Source organism: Pseudomonas sp. B21-035 (assembly GCF_024748945.1).
GTDB lineage: Bacteria > Pseudomonadota > Gammaproteobacteria > Pseudomonadales > Pseudomonadaceae > Aquipseudomonas.
Genome location: NZ_CP087179.1, coordinates 4,033,465 through 4,052,707 on the forward strand (window position 1 = coordinate 4,033,465; position 19,243 = coordinate 4,052,707).

Sequence of the window (19,243 nt, forward strand, 5' to 3'; positions counted from 1 at the left end):
AAGGGATTGCTACAGAAATGTGACAGTCTGTAGGACGCTGTCACATTTCCGTCACGTTATTGAACTGCAACGCCGCCAGCCGCGCATACAAGGGGCTCTGGGCAATCAACTGGCGATGCGTGCCGATGGCCACCAGCCGGCCCTGATCAATCACCGCAATGCGGTCGGCATGCTGCACCGTGGCCAGGCGATGGGCGATCACCAGGGTGGTGCGCCCGCTCATCAGGGTCGGCAGCGCCTGCTGGATCAAATGCTCGCTCTGCGCGTCGAGGGCGCTGGTGGCTTCGTCCAGCAACAGAATCGGTGCATCCACCAGCAAGGCCCGGGCAATCGCCAGGCGCTGGCGTTGACCGCCCGAGAGGCCAAGGCCGGCGTCACCCAAGTGAGTCTGATAGCCCTTGGGCAACTGCAAGATGAACTCATGGGCATGGGCGCTGCGGGCAGCAGCCTCGACCTGTTCGGCCGTGGCATCGGCGCGCCCGTAGCGGATGTTGTCCTCCACCGTGCCAAAGAACAGCGCCGGGTTCTGCGCTACCAGGGCGAAGTGGCGGCGCAGGTCCTGCGGATCGAGGCACCTGATGTCCTGACCATCAAGCAGGATGCGCCCTTGCTGCGGGTCGTAAAAACGCAGTAACAGGTCGAACAGGGTCGACTTGCCCGCCCCCGACGGCCCGACCAGGGCCAGGGTTTCGCCGGGCTCGACGGTAAGCTTCAGGTCATCGATGGCCGGCGGTGTTGGCCGTGATGGATAAGCAAAACGGATGTCCTGCAACTCGACCCGGCCACTGACCCGCGGCGCCGAGCGCTGCAGGTCAGCAGGCGCGACTATCTCGCTGCGCGCTGCCAGCAGCTCGGCAATCCGCTCGCCGGCACCGGCAGCGCGCTGCAGCTCGCCAATCACTTCGCTGAGGGTGCCGAAGGCGCTGCCGACGATCAGGCTGTAGAACACGAAGGCGGCCAGCTCACCGCCGGAAATACGCCCGGCGATCACGTCCATGCCACCGACCCAGAGCATTACCCCGACCGCCCCGAGCACCAGCACGATCACCAGGGTGATCAGCCAGGCGCGCTGGAGGATGCGTTTGCGCGCCACCTCAAAGGCCGCCTCGACCGTGGCGCCGAAGCGCTGCTGGTCGCTGGACTGGTGGTTGTAGGCCTGCACGGTCTTGATCTGGCCGAGGGTCTCGGCCACATAGCTGCCGACGTCGGCGACCCGGTCCTGGCTCTGCCGCGACAGGTTGCGCACCCGGCGGCCGAAAATCAGGATCGGTGCCAGCACCAGCGGCAAGGCCAGCACCACGATGCTGGTGAGCTTGGGGTTGGTGACAAACAGCAGGACGATGCCGCCCAGCACCATCAGCGCGTTGCGCAGGAACAGCGACAGCGACGAGCCGATCACCGATTGCAACAAGGTTGTGTCGGCGGTCAGCCGCGACTGGATCTCCGAACTGCGGTTACTTTCGAAAAAACCCGGGTGCAGGTAGATCAGATGATCGAACACCTGCTGGCGGATATCGGCCACACAGCGTTCGCCAATCCACGACACCAGATAGAAGCGGCTGAAGGTACCGATCGCCAGGGCCATCACCAACAGCAGGAACAGGCCGATGGACTGGTTGAGCAGGTGCGGCGACTGGGTCATGAAGCCCTGGTCCACCAGCAGGCGAATACCCTGACCCATGGACAGGGTAATCGCTGCGGTAACGATGAGTGCCAGCAAGGCCAGCAGCGCCTGCGTGCGGTAAGGACGGATAAAACGCCAGCCCAGGCGCAGGGCCTGGCGCTGGCGTGAAGAAAACCGGTTGAGCATGGAGTACGCCGTTTGTCCGCTATTTACAGCAGCCTACACCGGACCGTTGATCAAGCGCCAAGGAACTGCGGGCAATGATTGGGCGTCGGAACCAGAACCTGGGCATATAAGACCCAGGCCACAGCCGGCTAGACCGTTTCGGTCTAAAGTACTACTGGAGGTTTACTCGGCTTTCTGATGGACTGGACACGTCGCACAGTGATAACCGAAGGAGCTGTCACAGGCCGGTCACGAGGCGATTCTAGTCTGAGCTTGCAACCTGATGAGGAGACAGGAAATGAGCTTGCAACATCAAGGCAACACCCAGGAAAAACCCGCGCCTAACCCGCAGGCATCGGTAGGCGGCACGATCATCGACAAGGATGGCAATGAGATCACCATCACCGAGGAGATGATCCAGCAGGCCTGCGAGAAGCTGGAAAAAAGCCGGGTAGAACTCGCCAAGAAAGACTGACCCACCCGAATTCTTCAACCCGGCGCACGCGCCGGGTTTTTATTGCCCGCTATTTACACCAGCACGCCGCCCAAGGCGCGGACCAGCTGTGCCAGTTGCGGCGCTTCACCGTGCAGGCGCACGGCCAGGCCTTCGATTTCACGGCGCGGTGGGTAGTGCTTGCGCAAGTTGTCGAAGGCGGCCTTCTGCTGCGCCGGGTCGCGGCTCAAGCTGCGGCGAAAATCGGCATCGTCACGGCGCGGGTCATACACCGCACGGCACAGGGTCGCGAGGGCCCAGGCCGGATCGGTCTCGGCCTGCAAGGCGATTTCGGCCAGCCACGGCTGTGGCAGCAGGTCGCTCAGTTGCACCTCGGCAGGTTCGCCACGCCAGGCGCAATACGCCTGGTAGATCTGCGCCGTACCGCGCTGCTTGCCGTCCAGGCTGTAGCCGGCAATATGCGGGGTGGCGATCACGCAGAGGTCGGCCAGGGCCAGGTCGACCTGGGGCTCGCCCTCCCAGACGTCGAGCACCGCCTGGATATCGTCGCGCTCACGCAGCAACTGGCGTAAAGCCTGATTGTCGACCACCGGGCCGCGGCTGGCATTGATCAGCCAGGCGCCGGGGCGCAGGCGGGCCAGTTGCGCCTGGCCCAGCAGGTGCCAGGTCGGCAGCTCGCCGCTACGGGTCAGCGGGGTGTGCAGGCTAATGACGTCGCACTGCTCGATGATCTGCTCCAGGCTCACATAATCGCCACCCTCGCGCGCCTGGCGCGGCGGGTCGCACACCAGCACCTGCCAGCCAAGGTCGCGCAGCACCTCGACCAGACGCCCACCAACTTCCCCGGCGCCGACCACCCCATAGGTGCGCGCAGGCAAGCTGGCGCCGTCGAGCTCGGCCAGGGTCAGCAGGCTGCCGAGCACATAGTCGACCACCCCGCGGGCGTTGCAGCCTGGCGCGCTGGACCAGTGAATACCAGCCTCGGCGAAATAATCCAGGGCCAGGTGATCGGTGCCGATGGTGCAGGTGCCGACAAACTTCACCTGACTGCCTTCGAGCAAAGTGCGATCGACCTTGGTCACTGAACGCACCAGCAGCACATCGGCATCCTTGACGCAGGCGGCATCGATCGCTCGCCCGGGGTAGCGGCGGATTTCGCCAAAACCGGCAAAGAAGGCATCGAGCAGCGGGATATTCTCGTCAGCAACAATCAGCATGGCGCTCTCCTATCGGGGTGCGCAGTGTAGGCCGATACGGGTGGGGCGATCCACAGGCAGGCGAGGTTCCTGACTGCCGCGTCAAGGCGTAGACTAGCCGGCTTTGCCGATCTTTCCTGTGGACGCCTGCCTTGTGACACCGATGACCGCCGAGACCCAAACCCCCGCCCTGTCGCGCCCGACGCGGATCCGCAGCGAGCTGCGCGGCCTGCTGATGCTGGCCACGCCAATCATCATTGCCCAGTTGGCGACCACCGCCATGGGTTTTGTCGATGCGGTGATGGCCGGCCGGGTCAGCCCCCGCGACCTGGCAGCCGTGGCGCTGGGTAACTCGATCTGGATTCCGGTGTACCTGCTGATGACCGGCATCCTGCTGGCGACCACGCCCAAGGTTGCCCAGCGCTATGGCGCCGGCCAGCATGCCGAGATCGGCCCGCTGGTGCGCCAGGCATTGTGGCTGGCACTGTGCGTCGGCCTGATCGCCAGTGGCCTGCTGCTCAGCGCCGAACCGATCTTGCAGGTGATGAAAGTCGACCCGCAACTGGTGGCGCCGAGCATGGGCTATTTGCAGGGCATTGCCTTCGGCTTCCCCGGTGTCGCCCTTTATTACGTGTTGCGCTGCTACAGCGATGCCCTGGGCCGGACCCGGCCGAGCATGGTTATCGGCTTGTCCGGGCTGCTGCTGAACATTCCACTCAACTACGTGCTGATCTATGGCCACTTCGGCATGCCGGCTCTGGGCGGCGTCGGTTGCGGCTGGGCCAGCGGCATCGTCATGTGGTTCATGGCCTTGAGCATGGCCGCCTGGACCCACTGGGCCCCGGCCTATGCCCGCCAGCGCGTGCTGGTGCGCCTGGACAAGCCGCAATGGCCGGTGATCAAGCGCCTGGTCGGCGTCGGCCTGCCGATCGGCATCGCGGTATTCGCCGAGTCGAGCATCTTCGCGGTGATTGCCCTGCTGATCGGCAGCCTCGGCCCGACCGTGGTGGCCGGGCACCAGATTGCCCTGAACATCAGCTCGCTGCTGTTCATGATTCCGTATTCGCTGGGGATGGCGGTGACCGTGCGGGTTGGCCAGGCGATCGGCGCCGGGCTACCGCGCCAGGCGCGCTTCGCCGCCCTGGTGGGCCTGGGTGCGGCGCTGGTGTTTGCCTGCTTCTCGGCCAGCCTGATCCTGCTGATGCGCGAGCCCGTCGCCTCGATCTACACCCCGGACACGGCGGTGATCCAGATTGCCGCGATGCTGATCGTGTATGCCGCGCTGTATCAGTTCTCCGACGCCATCCAGGTGATTGCCGCCGGCGCCCTGCGCGGTTACCAGGACACCCGGGTGACCATGATCCTGACCCTGTTCGCCTACTGGGGCATCGGCTTGCCGGTGGGTTACGTGCTCGGCCTGACCGACCTGTTCGGCCCCGCAAGCGGCCCTAACGGCCTGTGGGAAGGCCTGATTGCCGGCCTCACCTGCGCGGCGCTGATGCTGGCGATTCGCTTGGCGCGCAGCAGCGCCAAGCACATTCGCCGCGCTGAAAAGCGTTAACCGAGCTTCTTGCGGATCCAGTACAGGTAAGTGCCCGCCTCTTCCTGCTGCCGGACCAGTTCATGGTCGAGGAACACGCAGAACTTGGGGATATCGCGACGGGTCGAGGGATCGGTGGCGATCACCTTGAGCAGGCCGCCGGGGGCCAGGTCGCGAATGTACTGGTGCAGCATCATCACCGGCTCCGGGCAGTTCAGGCCGGTGGCGTCGAGGATGGCATCTGGGGTGAAGTCAGTCATGTAGAACTCCGGAAACAATCAGCTATTGTCGCTCAAGCCGCTCCCGCAGCCTCAGCGCGGTTTCAGATCCAGGCGCCGCAGGTGGCAGGTCACTTCCTCACGGTCGTGATACAGCTGCTTGCAGCCAATCGAGACCTTGACCTTGCGCGCCTTGAAGCCCTCTTCGATGCGCTCGAGCAGGCGCCGCACTTCGGCGTAACGCTGCTTCATCGGCAGCTTGAGGTTGACCACCGCCTCGCGGCACAAGCCCTCGCCGAGCCAGGTTTCCAGCAAGGCGGCACTGCGCGCCGGCTTCTCGACGATGTCACAGACCATCCAGTCCACGGTCTGCCTGGGCTTGTAGGTAAAGCCGTCGGCCATCAGGTGCTGGACCAGGCCAGTGTCCATCAGGCTCTCAGCCATCGGCCCGTTGTCGATGGCGGTCACCAGCATGCCGCGCTTGACCAGTTGGTAAGTCCAGCCGCCCGGCGCAGCGCCCAGGTCTACCCCGGTCATGTCGTCGGACAGGCGCGCATCCCACTGATCGCGAGGGATGAAGTGGTGCCAGGCCTCTTCCAGCTTGAGGGTCGAACGGCTCGGCGCTTCGCGGGGGAACTTCAGGCGCGGAATACCCATCGGCCACATCGCCGAGTTATCCGCCGCCGCCAGGCCGACAAACACCCGCCGGCCGCTGACGAAGGTCAGCAGCAATCGTGGTTTGTGCGCATCCTCAACCAGGCGCCCGGCCTTGCTCAGGGCCTTGCGCAACGGCACTTCGAACTTGCGACAGAAGGTCGACAGTTCTTTGCCATCGTTGGTGTCCATCACCTCCAGCCACAGGCTGCCACACTGCGGGTAATCGGCCAGGGCCTCGAGCAGAACGCTGATGCGGTCGGTTTCCGGCAGCTCGATGAACGCGCCGCGGGCCCATTGCCGGGGGAAGATCAGTTGGGCAAAACGCAGCTCGCGCATCAGTTGCTCGGCACCTTCGGCGTCGTTGCAGATGAACTCGGCGCAGGCGCTCTGCGGCTTGGCCTTGGCATAGCCGGCGACATTCAGGCGCGCGGCGTGCTCGGCGATTTCGGCACAGACTTCGCTCTCGAAACCGGGCCGGCAATGCATAAACAGGGTATTCATCTTCACTCCAGGACGGCTGACGGCCATTACCGCCAACCCTGACCGGGCGCAATACGCAGCGCCGGTAAATCGGCGAATGATAAAGGAAGATCGGAACCTGCGACACTTCCGGCCGGTCCAGTACATGGTCAGGTCCGCCAAACAGGGCTACCCTGACCGTTCAGCCAGGTCCGTGCCGTGCGGACTGTCACAGAGGCGGTGAACCGGCGACAGCAGGGAAGATTGCCGATCACCGGCGCAGAAGGAGTTGGTAATGCCCTCGCTCGATAGCCTGAAAACCCTCAAGACCCTGACGGTCGATGATCGTCTCTACCACTATTACAGCCTGCCCGACGCTGCCCACAGCCTCGGCGACCTGCAGCGCCTGCCGATGTCGCTGAAAGTGCTGCTGGAAAACCTGCTGCGCTGGGAAGACGGCAAGACCGTCACCAGCGGCGACCTTTCGGCGCTGGCCAACTGGCTCAAGGAGCGGCGTTCCGACCGCGAAATCCAGTACCGCCCGGCGCGGGTGCTGATGCAGGACTTTACCGGCGTACCGGCGGTGGTCGACCTAGCCGCCATGCGCGCGGCCATGGCCAAGGCCGGCGGCGACCCGCAGCGGATCAACCCGTTGTCGCCGGTGGACCTGGTCATCGATCACTCGGTGATGGTCGACCGCTACGCCAGCCAGCAGGCCTTTGCCCAGAACGTCGACATCGAAATGCAGCGCAACGGCGAACGCTACGCCTTCCTGCGCTGGGGCCAGAATGCTTTCGACAACTTCAGCGTGGTGCCGCCGGGCACCGGTATCTGCCACCAGGTCAACCTCGAGTACCTGGGGCGCACCGTCTGGACCCGTGAAGAAGACGGGCGCACCTACGCCTTCCCCGACACCCTGGTCGGCACCGACTCGCACACCACCATGATCAACGGCCTGGGCGTGCTCGGCTGGGGCGTCGGCGGTATCGAGGCGGAGGCTGCAATGCTCGGCCAGCCGGTGTCGATGCTGATCCCGGAAGTGATCGGTTTCAAGCTGACCGGCAAGCTGCGCGAAGGCATCACCGCCACCGACCTGGTGCTGACCGTCACGCAGATGCTGCGTAAAAAGGGCGTGGTCGGCAAATTCGTCGAGTTCTACGGCGACGGCCTGGCCGACCTGCCCCTGGCTGACCGCGCCACCATCGCCAATATGGCACCGGAGTATGGCGCCACCTGCGGCTTCTTCCCGGTCGACCAGATCACCCTCGATTACCTGCGCCTGTCGGGCCGTCCTGAAGCCACGGTGAAACTGGTCGAGGCTTACTGCAAAGTCCAGGGCCTGTGGCGCCTGCCCGGCCAGGAGCCGGTGTTCAGCGACGCCCTGGCCCTGGACATGAACGAAGTCGAAGCGAGCCTGGCCGGGCCCAAGCGCCCGCAAGACCGTGTCGCCCTGGGCAATGTCAGCCAGGCCTTCGATGACTTCATCGGCCTGCAACTCAAGCCCTCGAGCAAGGAAGAAGGTCGCCTTGAAAGCGAAGGCGGTGGCGGCGTGGCGGTGGGCAATGCCGACCAGGCCGGTGAAGTCAGCTATGAATACCAGGGCCAGCAACACCTGCTCAGAAACGGCGCGGTGGTGATCGCGGCGATCACCTCCTGCACCAACACCTCCAACCCCAGCGTGATGATGGCAGCCGGGCTGGTGGCGAAAAAGGCAGTGGAAAAAGGCCTGCAGCGCAAGCCCTGGGTCAAGAGCTCGCTGGCCCCCGGCTCCAAGGTGGTTACCGACTACTACAAGGCCGCCGGCCTGACCCAATACCTCGACGCCTTGGGCTTCGACCTGGTGGGCTATGGCTGCACCACCTGCATCGGCAACTCCGGCCCGCTGGACGACGCCATCGAAAAAGCCATCACCAGCGCCGACCTCACCGTCGCCTCGGTGCTCTCGGGCAACCGCAACTTCGAGGGCCGCGTGCACCCGCTGGTGAAAACCAACTGGCTGGCCTCGCCACCGCTGGTGGTCGCCTATGCCCTGGCCGGCAGCGTGCGCGTGGATATCAGCCGCGAACCGCTGGGCGTCGGCAAGGATGGCCAGCCGGTGTACCTGCGCGACATCTGGCCCAGCCAGAAAGAAATTGCCGACGCCGTGGCCAGCGTCGATACCGCGATGTTCCACAAGGAGTACGCCGAGGTGTTTGCCGGCGACGCCCAATGGCAAGCCATCGAAGTACCGCAGGCGGCCACCTATGTCTGGCAGGACGATTCCACCTACATCCAGCATCCGCCGTTCTTTGACGACATTACCGGGCCGCTGCCGGTCATCGAGGATATTCACGGCGCCAGGGTCCTGGCCCTGCTGGGCGATTCGGTGACCACCGACCACATTTCCCCGGCCGGCAACATCAAGGCAGACAGCCCGGCCGGACGTTACCTGCGGGAAAAAGGCGTCGAGCCGCGCGACTTCAACTCCTACGGCTCACGCCGGGGCAACCATGAAGTGATGATGCGCGGCACCTTCGCCAATATCCGCATTCGCAACGAGATGCTCGGCGGTGAAGAAGGCGGCAACACTCTCTATGTGCCCACCGGCGAGAAGATGGCGATCTACGACGCGGCCATGCGCTACCAGGCCGATCGCACGCCACTGGTGGTGATTGCCGGCCAGGAATACGGCACCGGCTCCAGCCGCGACTGGGCCGCCAAGGGCACCAACCTGCTGGGGGTCAAGGCGGTGCTGGCGGAGAGCTTCGAACGCATCCACCGCTCCAACCTGGTGGGCATGGGCGTGTTGCCGTTGCAATTCAAGCCCGGGCAGAACCGCAAGAGCCTGGCCCTGGACGGCCGCGAGCGTATCGACATTCTTGGCCTGAGCCATGCAAAGGTGCAGCCGCACATGACCCTGAACCTGAAGATCACCCGCGAGGACGGTCGCCAGGAGCAGATCGAAGTGCTGTGCCGCATCGATACCCTCAATGAAGTGGAGTACTTCAAGGCCGGCGGGATTCTTCACTATGTACTGCGGCAATTGATCGCAGCCTGAAGTAACGGCCCGGTCCCTGTGACCGGGCCTTTGCCTGATGGAGCAGACCACGTACGATAAGCAGTAATGGCCAAAGGATGGCCGAGTGGCGTGTCCTCGATTGTAAAAGCGCAGTCGAAGGTTTCACGTTTTGCTTTTCAAAGGATGTCTCATGCTTGCCCCGCAATGGATCGGCCTGGCGCTGCTCGGCCTCGGTTACCTCTTCGCCCTGCTCAAGGGCAACCTCGGCCTGCTGGACCTGCCCACCCTGATTGCCCTGCTGTGTGCAGGCTTGCTGGTACGCCGCGCGAGCCTCTGGCAAAAGCTGGTCGGCCATGCCCTGTTCGTGCTCCTGGCCTTTGCCCTGGCCCTGCACATGCTGCCCGGTTTCAGCGGCGCCAAGGTCATCGACAAGGTGCGTTTTAGCAGCGAAGCCCTGCCCTTCTCCATGTACCTGAACCTCGACAAGCCGCTGATCGGCTTCTGGCTGCTGCTGGCGTGCCCCTGGGTGCTGGCCCTGAAGAACAAGCGCCCACTGGCGAGCCTGGCCTGGACCTTGCCATTGGTCATCGCGGTCTGCCTGGGCGGCGCCTGGCTGCTGGCAATGATCGCCTGGGCGCCGAAGTGGCCTGAACAGGCGTGGATCTGGGCCATGAACAACCTGCTGCTGGTGTGCCTGACCGAAGAGCTGCTGTTTCGCGGCTACATCCAGGGCGGCCTGCAACGCCTGCTGAAAAACCAGAACCTGGCCCTGCTGCTGGCCGCCAGCCTGTTCGGCCTGGCCCATCTTGGTGGCGGCTGGCAATGGGTGCTGCTGGCTGGGCTTGCCGGTGTCGGCTACGGCCTGGCATACCGTCATGGCGGCATTTTCGCCGCAGTACTCTGCCATTTCGGCCTGAACCTGGCGCATTTCGCCGGTTTCAGTTACCCGATGCTGGCGCCGTTGTGAACTTGCGGTCATTAGCTGACTTTTGTGTCAAAAACATGAAAGAATGCAGCTAATTTGTTGAACTTTGCACGAGTGACTTAGCGCAGGTCAGATCAGGACTCATTGATCGAAATCAAGCCCTGCAAATATTCATTCAACAAAACCCCCGGCGTGCCGATACCTCTCGAAAGCCTTGCGGATTGAACAGCTAATGCGTAACAACCAGCCGATTACCCAGCGCGAACGGACTTTCCCAGCTCAGCAACGGTTGATTTCGACCACTGATGCCAAGGGCGTTATCACTTACTGCAACGACGCCTTCGTCGAAATCAGCGGCTTCTCCCGCGAGGAGCTGATGCGCGCACCGCACAACCTGGTCCGCCACCCGGATGTGCCGCCTGCTGTGTTTGCGCATATGTGGACCACGCTCAAGCAAGGCCTGCCATGGATGGGCATCGTCAAGAACCGCTGCAAGTCGGGTGACCATTACTGGGTCAACGCCTATGTTACGCCGGTGTTCGAGAGCAACCAGGTGGTGGGCTTCGAATCGGTGCGGGTCAAGCCCACCGCCGAACAGGTACGCCGCGCCGAAGCGCTGTACCAGCGCATCAACCAGGGCAAGCCGGCCATTCCGCGCCGCGACAAGTGGCTGCCGGTGGTGCAGGACTGGCTGCCGTTCATCCTCATCAGCCAGATCGGCTTCCTGATCGGCAACTGGCTCGGCCATTCCTGGGGCTTTGCCCTGGCCGCCGGCCTTTCGGTGCCGCTCGGCCTGCTTGGCCTGAGCTGGCAGCAACGCGGCCTCAAGCGCCTGCTGCGCCTGGCCGAACAAGCCACTTCCGACCCGCTGATCGCGCAGATGTACACCGACAGCCGCGGCGTGCAGGCGCGCCTGGAAATGGCCATGCTCAGCCAGGATGCGCGGATGAAAACCTGCCTGACCCGCCTGCAGGATACCGCCGAGCACCTCAACGAGCAGGCGCGCCAGTCCGACACCCTGGCCCACAACAGCTCCTCGGGCCTGGAACGCCAGCGCGTGGAAACCGAACAGGTTGCCGCCGCCGTCAACCAGATGGCCGCCACCACCCAGGAAGTGGCCAACCACGTCCAGCGCACGGCCGATGCCACTCAGGAAGCCAATCGCCTGACCGGGCGCGGCCGTGACATCGCCGGGGAAACCCGCGAAGCCATCCAGCGCCTGTCGGCTGCCGTCGGCGAGACCGGCCTGACCGTGACTCAGCTGGCTCGCGACAGCGACGAAATCGGTGGCGTGGTCGATGTGATCAAGGGCATTGCCGACCAGACCAACCTGCTGGCCCTGAACGCCGCCATCGAAGCGGCCCGGGCCGGTGAGATGGGCCGCGGCTTTGCCGTAGTGGCCGACGAAGTGCGCCAGCTGGCGCAACGCACCGCCGAATCCACCGGGCAGATCCACGGCCTGATCGCCAAACTGCAACAGACTGCCAACAGCGCCGTGCAGACCATGGAAAGCGGTCATCGCCAGGCTGAAGAAGGCGTTGCACGGGTGATGGAAGCCGACCAGGCATTGGTCGGCATCAGCGAAGCGGTAGCCAACATCACCGACATGGCCACGCAAATTGCTGCTGCCACTGAAGAGCAGACTGCGGTGGCCGACGAGATCAGCCGCAACATCAGCACCATCGCCCAGCTGGCCGACCAGACCTCGGAACAGGCCCAGCACTCGGCGCTGCTCAGCGAAGAACTGACCCGCACCGCCACCAGCCAGTACTCGCTGGTGGAACGCTTCAACCGCTAAGCCCGGCCGCGCATCGCCATTGGCGGTGCGCGGCTCCCCGCCTTACCAGTCGAGCGTCAGCCGGCTTTCAAAGTATCGCTCTGCACCGCTCAACGGGTCATTGAAACGCAGGCTGTGCGCCAGCAGCTTCAGTGGCTTGCTGTAGTCGTCCGGCCCCTGGACGATGTCCGGATAGAACGGATCGTTGCAAATGCTCGCGCCCAGGGCGGTCATGTGCACGCGCAGCTGGTGCGTCTTGCCGGTCACCGGCGACAGCCCGTAGCGCCACAGCTCGCCATTCTTCTCCAGCACCTGGGCGAGGGTTTCGCTGTTGCTCACCCCTTCCACTTCCTGCATGCGGAAGAACGGCTCGCCATTGACCAGGCGACTTTTGTGCACCAGTGGAAACTCACGCTCGGGCAAGGCGCGGGCGATGGCCTGGTAGCGCTTGTCGATCTGCCGGTTGGGAAACAGCGACTGATAGGCCGAACGGCTCTGCGGGTTGGCCGAGAACAGCACCAGCCCGGCGGTGTGCCGGTCGATGCGGTGCAAGGGCACCAGGTGGGGATTGTCCAGGCGGCGGATCAGCCGGCGCAGCAAGGTCTGCTCGACATACTCGCCGGTCGGGGTGACTGGCAGGAAATGCGGCTTGTCGGCAACCACCAGGTGCTCATCGATGTGCAGGATGGCCTCTTCGACCGGGATCGGTTTTTCGTTCGGCACTTCACGAAAGTAGTGAATGCGCAGGCCCGGACGGTAGGCAAGCGCGGCATTGATCGGCGCACCCTGGGCATCGAGCACCCGGCCGCGGGCGATACGATCGAGCCACTGCTCGCGACCGATGGCCTTGAAGTGCTCGCTCAGGCAATCGACCACCGTCGCCCAGTTGCCGGGCGGCAGGCAGACAGTACTGGCTTGATGCTGTGCCGGATCGAAGGGAGGCGTGGCCATGGGAACACTCAGGACGAAAGGACCGGGCATTATCGCCCATGCCCGCCCGCTCAGCCAGCTTCGGTGGCTGCAGCCTCGGTGAACTCCTTGAGCCAGCGCAGCACCTCGACCGCCTCCCAGCGGCCGGGGTCGTAAAGGGCGTACAACAACCCCTGGTAACCGACCACATCCAGCGGCCGGTGGTAACCCGCGCGCTGGAACAGCGCCTCGATCTCGGCGAAGCAGGTATTGAAATGCACTTTATTGAACGGCGTCTTGCCTTCCAGCACCAGGCCGTCAAGGCGCAACTCGAGCACCGCTTCACTCACGACCTCGACAGCCATGCGATTGACGGAGTATTTCAGTTGTTCGACATTGACCATTGATCCGGACCCTCGACGCAAGCGCCATCCCTTTACTGTATTTATATACAGCATATTCAGAGAAGTCGCCTGCGTCAATCAGACGACAGCTGTCAGACCAGACCCGGCAGGTAGCCACTACCGCGGCGAATGGTCAGCACCTGACGGCGTGGCACTTGCGTGCTGAGGCCAAAGTGCACCCACTGGTCGTATTCGAGGATCAACTGATCGAACATCACCTCACTGTCCTTGATTCGCCTGGCCAGTTCGCTCGGCGCCAGCCCGGTCACATTGATATCCACCGCCAGGCCGAGGGTATGCGCACTCCTGGGCGAGCCACCGATTGCCTTGTTGAGGGCCTGCGAACGGTAGCCGCTGCTGACTCTAATCGGCCGGCCGACCAGGCGGCGAACCTCTTCAAGCACAGTGCACAGTCGTTGCAGGTTACTGATGACCTGCGCTTCGGGGGTATTGTCGATACCACGACGAGCGGCAGTCTCCGAGGTAATCATCTCGGCGAGGGAAAAATGTGCGGACAGCTGCATGGGACCATTCCTTGGCGTTGTGTATTCACCAGGGATTGTCCTCGCACCATTGAATCAACGCACGACAGGAAGCCGCTCCCCGCGCCCCCTGCTTTACTGCAAGAAGGTCACCACCTGTTCAGGGTCAAACGGCCAGTTCAACTCTGCACCGGTATCACATCTACGCAGCACCGGAATGAGTAGGCCATAGGTGTCGATCATCCCCTCGTGCTCGGCGATATCGACCAGTTCGACCATCAGGCCATGCTCGACAAACGGCATCAGCAGCGCCTCGGCCACTTCGCACAGGTGACAACCCAAGGTGCCGAACAATTGGCATTCAGGAGGCATTTATGGGTACCAGCATCTGTAGGAACGGATCATTATTCTAGGTCTGCAATCGGGGCCAGTCGAGCGCCGCCCCTGAAGCCGGCCAACGGCAATGAAGTGCTGATGTACATCAACGGCCAAATCGCGTAAGTCGTTCAGACTTAATGGTTTTTTCGCTGTTTTCGCAAGGGAGTGTTTTGTGTTTGCCAACCTGTTGATCATCCTGGCCTCATCGCTGGTCGTCATCGCGTTCTTCCGGCGCCTGAAGTTGCCACCGGTACTTGGCTATTTGTGTGTCGGCCTGTTCGTCGGCCCTACCGCCCTGGACTGGGTCAACGAAAGCGAAGAGCTGCCGGACCTGGCTGAAATGGGTGTGGTGTTTTTGCTGTTTTCCCTGGGACTGGAATTTTCCCTGTCGAAAATGCTCGCCTTGCGCAAGGTGGTGTTTGGCCTCGGCAGCCTGCAGGTGATCTGCACCAGCATCCTCCTCGCCGGCCTGCTGGTGCTGCTCGGTATGCAACCCAACGTCGCCCTGATGCTCGGCGCAGGCCTGGCGCTGTCGTCGACGGCGATCGTCAGCAAGGAGCTGACCAGCCTTGGCGAAATCTTCAGCAGCCATGGCCAGAATGCCATCGGCGTGCTGCTGTTCCAGGACGTGGTGGCGGTGCTGCTGCTGACCCTGGTCCCGGTGTTTGCCGGTCAAGGCGGCCAGGCCTGGTACTGGGCTTTGCCGCTGACCCTGGGCAAGACCGTGATCCTCTTCTTCGGCCTGCTGCTGGCCAGCCGCTGGCTGCTGCCGCGGCTGTTCCATGAGGTGGCCAGCTCGCACTCAGCTGAGCTGTTCGTCTTGCTGGCGCTAGTGATCGTGCTGTTGACCGCCTGGCTGACCCACCTGCTGGGGTTGTCCCCGGCCCTGGGCGCGTTTCTCGCTGGCATGTTGCTGGGTGAAAGCAATTATCGCCATCAGATCGAAGCCGATATCCGCCCGTTCCGCGACATTCTGCTCGGGCTGTTCTTCGTCAGTATCGGCATGCTCATCGACCTGCAGTTGTTCGCCAGCCACGGCTGGCAACTGCTTGCCCTGACCCTCGCCCTGCTGCTGATCAAAGGTGTGGTGGTGGCCGCCCTGGTGCGCTTGCGCGGCAGTGATGCCGAGACCGCCTGGCGCAGCGGCCTGGCCCTGGCCCAGGGTGGCGAGTTCTGTTTCGCCCTGATGGCGCAGATGCAACAGACCCGCCTGCTGCCAGAAGAGCTGGGCAACCTGCTGCTGGCCGCGACCTTCTGCTCGATGCTGGTCACCCCGCTACTGCTGCGCGCAGCGCCGAGCATCGCCGCCCGCCTGCACCGCAAGCCCAACCAGGAGATCCACCTGGAAGAGATCGAAGCGCAAAGCGCGGCAATGAATGGCCACGTGCTGATCTGCGGCTACGGCCGCGTCGGCCAATCGATCGGGCGATTCCTGCGGCGCGAGAACATCGCCTTCATTGCCCTGGATGACGACCCGGTGCGCGTTCAGGAAGCTGCCGCCGGGGAAAACTGCGTGCATTACGGCGACTCGCGGCGCGGCGAACTGCTCACCGCCATCGGCCTTGAACGCGCGCGCCTGCTGGTGATTGCCGTGGACAAGACCGACATTGCCCTGAGCGTGTTGAAAGCCGCCCGCGAGCGGCACGCCCAGGTGCAGATCCTGGTGCGAACCCGTGATGACAGCCAGCGTGAAGAACTGCGCGCCGCCGGCGCCACGGCGGTGGTCCCGGAGCTGCTTGAATCCAGCCTGATGCTGGCCTCCCACGCCCTGGTCATGCTCGGCCTGCCGCAAGAGCAGGTGCAGCAGCGTGTCGATGAAGTACGCAAGACCCGCTACCGCTTGCTGCATGCCTTCTACCATGGCGCCCAGACCAGCCCGGTCGACAGCGAGGGCCTGCCCAAGGCGATGATGCACGCAGTCAACCTCGGCGCCGAAGCCTACGCCTGCGGCCGTCCCTTGAGCGAGCTGGGCCTGGAGCAACTGGGCGTTGAGTTGCAGGCGGTACAGCGCCAGGGCGAGGAGCTGAATGTCGACACCGGCACCTGCCTGCACGCCGGCGATGCCGTATTGGTCAGCGGCCCATTGAGCGCGGTAGAAGCCTGCGAGGCGCGCTTGCTCGCCGGGCGCTGAGCCGTTCAGTCCTGACTGGTGGCGCCGATCTTGTGAATCGACAGGTCGGCGCCGTAGTACTCCTGCTCCTGACTCAGGCGCAAGCCGTGCAGCAACTTGATGCTGCCATATACGGCAAAGCCACCGAGCAACGCCACCAGCACCCCGGCCAGGCTGCCGATCAGCTGGCTGGCCAGGCTCACCCCACCCAAACCACCCAGCGCGCTCTGACCGAAGATTCCACAGGCGATCCCGCCCCATACCCCGCACAAACCATGCAGCGGCCACACGCCCAGTACGTCGTCGATCTTCCAGGTGTTCTGCGCGGCAATAAAACACCAGACAAACAAGGCCCCGGCAATCGCCCCTGTGGCCAGCGCCCCCACCGGGTGCATCAGGTCAGAACCTGCGCACACCGCTACCAGCCCGGCCAGCGGGCCGTTATGCAGGAAGCCCGGGTCGTTACGCCCGACCAGCAAGGCGGCGACAGTACCGCCGACCATGGCCATCAAGGAATTGACCGCCACCAGGCCACTAACCCCTTGCAGGGTTTGCGCGCTCATGACGTTGAAGCCGAACCAGCCGACAATCAGAATCCACGAACCCAGGGCAAGAAACGGAATATTCGACGGCGCAAAGGCCACCAGCTTGCCGTCGCGATAGCGGCCGTTGCGCGGCCCCAGCAACAATACCGCCGCCAGCGCCAGCCAGCCGCCCATGGCATGCACCACCACGGAGCCGGCAAAGTCATGAAAGCCTGCGCCAAAGCGTGCCGTCAGCCAGGCTTGCAGGCCGAAGTTGCCATTCCAGACGATGCCTTCGAAAAACGGATAGACGAAGGCAACGATCAGCACCGTGGCGCACAATTGCGGGGCAAAGCGCGCCCGCTCGGCAATGCCACCGGAGATAATCGCCGGAATGGCTGCGGCAAAGGTCAACAGGAAGAAGAACTTCACCAGGCTATAGCCATGCTCCTGGCTCAATACCTGGGCCGGCTGGAGAAAACTCACGCCATAGGAAATCCAGTAGCCGACAAAAAAGTACGCCAGAGTCGAGACGGCAAAGTCGCTGAGAATCTTCGACAAGGCATTGACCTGGTTCTTGTGCCGCACCGTGCCCACCTCGAGGAAGGCGAAGCCTGCGTGCATGGCCAGGACCATCACCGCCCCCAGCAGGATGAACAGCGTGTTGGAACCGTGGACCAGGGTGTCCACCGCGCTTTGCAAATTTTCCATGGAGTCGGCAGGCCTGCAAAAAAAAAGCACCAAGACAGCCCAGAAGTACTCCTTGGTGCACCAGCCTGGATCGTTGTGACGGCCACCTCCCTGGCCGATCCGGGTGATACGGGAGTTTTTCCTTGGGTTTGTCGTGGATTGGGTTAAGGTTTACAGGTCCGGTAAGGGCCCGCGCCCACAATCGGCGCGGGCACCGGTCCTGGCGCACCAAGGCAAAGCAAAAGCTGTACCAGCCAATTGCACTTGAACCTTCGCCCGCGCCCACGACTCGAAATAGCCACACACACTGTTAGGGAGAGCCCCATGGCCAGCAAATCGGCAAAGACTGCTCAAGACATATTGATGGCTGACTTCCAGGCCCTGGTACGCGATACCGAGAAGCTGCTGGAACACACTGCAACCCTGGCCGGCGATCAGGCCGACGACCTGCGCGAGCAGATCCACGACAGCCTGCTGCGCGCCCGGGAAACCCTGCAACTGACCCAGGACTCGGTCCGCGAGCGCGGCCAGGCGGCCCTGAGCGCCACCGAAGACTACGTGCAGAGCAACCCCTGGCAGTCGATCGGCATTGCCGCCGGCGTAGGGTTTCTGATCGGCCTGTTGGCCACCCGCCGCTGAGGACCGAGCATGGAAAGCGAACCACTGGCCGGTGCCGGCCCCTCCAGCAAGCGCCTGGGCGCGGCAGTACTGGGCCTGTTGCATGGGCATGTCGAATTGTTCGGCATCGAACTGCAGGAGCAGAAAGCCCGAACCCTGAGCCTGCTGCTGTTCGCCGGGCTGGCCCTGGTGTTTGCCCTGCTGCTGTTGACCGCCCTCTCCGGCCTGGTGCTGGTGATGCTCTGGGACAGCTACCGCCTGGCCGGCATCATCGGCCTGTGCGTGTTTTACGGGCTTGCCGCAGTGTTTTGCGGCCTGCGCCTGAAGGCAGCGGTGTTCGATGAATCGTCGCCGTTCAGCTCGACCCTCGAAGAACTTGCCAAGGACCGGGAGCGCCTGTTGCCATGAGCCTGCCAGAACTGCCGCAAACCACCAACCGCCGCGAATTGCGCAAGGCCCTGGTACGCCTGCGTCTGGAGATGCACCGCCAGGAAATTCGCCACGAATCCGGGCAACTGCTCAACCCCCTGACCCGCTTGCGCGCCATGGGCGATTCGCTGCAAGGCGGCCTGGGTATCAAGCACGCGCCGCTGTGGGGTATTGGCGCCGTGGTGCTGCTGGGTTTCCTGACCGGCAAAGGCGCCCGCAGCGGCAGCGTCAGCCGCCTGGTGCGCCTGGGGACCAGCTTGATTCCATTGTTGAAGCTGGCCATGCAAGGGGCTGGTAGCAAGCGTTAAGTGCAGCGCCTGAACTACGACCGCTGCGCGCTCGATCGCGGGTCAAGCCCGCTCCCACAGAAGTACACGCTTAGCAAGAGCGAAGCGAATTGTGCTCTTGATCTTGATCTGCTTTTGATCTTGATCCACCGGCCCCGTTAACCAGAAGGGCCGAGTGCAGGTGTTGCGAAGGGGCGAGTGCGCAGCACCTTCGGCGTTAGCCGTAGTTGCGAAACGTAGAGTTGCTTGCAACTCGTAGTTCGCAATGCCCCGTAGCGACGCCGGAGCGAGGGAACCCGAAGCGCAGCGCAGGGCCCACTGGTGGGGCGAGAATTTTTGCTTACTTTTTTTTCGACTGAAAAAAGTAAGCCGCCGTAAGGGCGGAAGGGGCCCGCAGAT

General features: G+C 63.4%; 18 protein-coding genes. 9 read left to right on the top strand and 9 right to left on the bottom strand.

Annotated elements, in window-relative coordinates:
• Positions 1–40 precede the first annotated feature (40 nt).
• Entirely contained in the window at positions 41–1,810 is a 1,770-nt protein-coding gene (locus tag LOY22_RS18310; RefSeq protein WP_093380741.1) for an ABC transporter transmembrane domain-containing protein, read from the bottom strand.
• Between the two features lie 277 nt (positions 1,811–2,087).
• On the opposite strand from LOY22_RS18310, the gene LOY22_RS18315 reads away from it, so the two are divergent.
• The gene (locus LOY22_RS18315) at positions 2,088–2,264 is read left to right on the top strand and encodes a PA1571 family protein (RefSeq protein ID WP_176794234.1); all 177 of its coding nucleotides are present in this window, start codon (positions 2,088–2,090) and stop codon (positions 2,262–2,264) included.
• 53 nt (positions 2,265–2,317) lie between these two features.
• On the opposite strand, the gene pdxB is transcribed toward LOY22_RS18315, so the two are convergent.
• On the bottom strand, positions 2,318–3,460 hold the full coding sequence (pdxB, locus tag LOY22_RS18320; protein WP_258594361.1) for a 4-phosphoerythronate dehydrogenase PdxB: 1,143 nt from the start codon (positions 3,458–3,460) through the stop codon (positions 2,318–2,320).
• A gap of 142 nt (positions 3,461–3,602) precedes the next feature.
• Between pdxB and LOY22_RS18325 the strand changes: the two genes are divergently transcribed.
• On the top strand, positions 3,603–5,000 hold the full coding sequence (locus tag LOY22_RS18325; RefSeq protein ID WP_258594363.1) for an MATE family efflux transporter: 1,398 nt from the start codon (positions 3,603–3,605) through the stop codon (positions 4,998–5,000).
• On the opposite strand, the gene tusA is transcribed toward LOY22_RS18325, so the two are convergent.
• Together tusA and rlmM are read right to left on the bottom strand one after the other, a co-directional pair.
• On the bottom strand, positions 4,997–5,239 hold the full coding sequence (gene tusA, locus LOY22_RS18330) for a sulfurtransferase TusA (protein ID WP_093380735.1): 243 nt from the start codon (positions 5,237–5,239) through the stop codon (positions 4,997–4,999). The genes LOY22_RS18325 and tusA overlap by 4 nt on opposite strands.
• Positions 5,240–5,290: 51 nt before the next feature.
• The gene (gene rlmM / locus LOY22_RS18335; protein WP_045194959.1) at positions 5,291–6,355 is read right to left on the bottom strand and encodes a 23S rRNA (cytidine(2498)-2'-O)-methyltransferase RlmM; all 1,065 of its coding nucleotides are present in this window, start codon (positions 6,353–6,355) and stop codon (positions 5,291–5,293) included.
• Positions 6,356–6,608: 253 nt separating this feature from the next.
• Here rlmM and acnA point away from each other — a divergent pair, with 253 nt between their 5' ends.
• The 3 genes from acnA to LOY22_RS18350 all read left to right on the top strand — a co-directional run bounded on the left by acnA (position 6,609) and on the right by LOY22_RS18350 (position 12,034).
• Complete coding sequence (gene acnA, locus LOY22_RS18340) at positions 6,609–9,350, top strand: aconitate hydratase AcnA (protein WP_093380729.1); 2,742 nt, start codon at positions 6,609–6,611, stop codon at positions 9,348–9,350.
• A 151-nt stretch (positions 9,351–9,501) separates the two neighbouring features.
• Positions 9,502–10,278 carry a CPBP family intramembrane glutamic endopeptidase gene (locus LOY22_RS18345; RefSeq protein WP_258594366.1) on the top strand — a complete coding sequence of 259 codons (777 nt, stop codon included), beginning with the start codon at positions 9,502–9,504 and terminating at the stop codon, positions 10,276–10,278.
• Between the two features lie 190 nt (positions 10,279–10,468).
• Positions 10,469–12,034, top strand: a complete 1,566-nt coding sequence (locus tag LOY22_RS18350) for a PAS domain-containing methyl-accepting chemotaxis protein (RefSeq protein ID WP_045194965.1) — start codon at positions 10,469–10,471, stop codon at positions 12,032–12,034.
• A gap of 42 nt (positions 12,035–12,076) precedes the next feature.
• On the opposite strand, the gene LOY22_RS18355 is transcribed toward LOY22_RS18350, so the two are convergent.
• From LOY22_RS18355 to LOY22_RS18370, 4 genes are all read right to left on the bottom strand, one after another.
• Positions 12,077–12,964 (bottom strand): pseudouridine synthase, encoded by an 888-nt coding sequence (locus LOY22_RS18355; RefSeq protein ID WP_045194967.1) that lies wholly within the window; start codon positions 12,962–12,964, stop codon positions 12,077–12,079.
• Between the two features lie 50 nt (positions 12,965–13,014).
• Complete coding sequence (locus tag LOY22_RS18360) at positions 13,015–13,326, bottom strand: hypothetical protein (protein WP_045194969.1); 312 nt, start codon at positions 13,324–13,326, stop codon at positions 13,015–13,017.
• Between the two features lie 92 nt (positions 13,327–13,418).
• Positions 13,419–13,850 (bottom strand): D-Ala-D-Ala carboxypeptidase family metallohydrolase, encoded by a 432-nt coding sequence (locus tag LOY22_RS18365; RefSeq protein ID WP_213603634.1) that lies wholly within the window; start codon positions 13,848–13,850, stop codon positions 13,419–13,421.
• Positions 13,851–13,943: 93 nt separating this feature from the next.
• A complete protein-coding gene (locus LOY22_RS18370; protein ID WP_123565427.1) occupies positions 13,944–14,180 on the bottom strand; it encodes a glutaredoxin family protein in 237 nt (78 codons plus the stop codon).
• Between the two features lie 178 nt (positions 14,181–14,358).
• Here LOY22_RS18370 and LOY22_RS18375 point away from each other — a divergent pair, with 178 nt between their 5' ends.
• Positions 14,359–16,317: a monovalent cation:proton antiporter family protein gene (locus LOY22_RS18375; RefSeq protein WP_093380714.1), complete on the top strand. Its 1,959-nt coding sequence runs from the start codon at positions 14,359–14,361 to the stop codon at positions 16,315–16,317.
• A gap of 5 nt (positions 16,318–16,322) precedes the next feature.
• Here the strand turns inward: LOY22_RS18375 and LOY22_RS18380 are convergent, their stop codons facing one another.
• A complete protein-coding gene (locus LOY22_RS18380; protein WP_045194978.1) occupies positions 16,323–17,531 on the bottom strand; it encodes an ammonium transporter in 1,209 nt (402 codons plus the stop codon).
• Between the two features lie 303 nt (positions 17,532–17,834).
• Between LOY22_RS18380 and LOY22_RS18385 the strand changes: the two genes are divergently transcribed.
• From LOY22_RS18385 to LOY22_RS18395, 3 genes are read left to right on the top strand one after another with little or no spacing between them, the layout of a single operon-like run.
• The gene (locus LOY22_RS18385; protein ID WP_045194981.1) at positions 17,835–18,149 is read left to right on the top strand and encodes a YqjD family protein; all 315 of its coding nucleotides are present in this window, start codon (positions 17,835–17,837) and stop codon (positions 18,147–18,149) included.
• Positions 18,150–18,158: 9 nt separating this feature from the next.
• The gene (locus tag LOY22_RS18390) at positions 18,159–18,536 is read left to right on the top strand and encodes a phage holin family protein (protein ID WP_045194982.1); all 378 of its coding nucleotides are present in this window, start codon (positions 18,159–18,161) and stop codon (positions 18,534–18,536) included.
• Complete coding sequence (locus tag LOY22_RS18395; RefSeq protein WP_045194984.1) at positions 18,533–18,865, top strand: hypothetical protein; 333 nt, start codon at positions 18,533–18,535, stop codon at positions 18,863–18,865. The genes LOY22_RS18390 and LOY22_RS18395 overlap by 4 nt, the downstream gene beginning before the upstream one ends.
• Positions 18,866–19,243 lie beyond the last annotated feature (378 nt).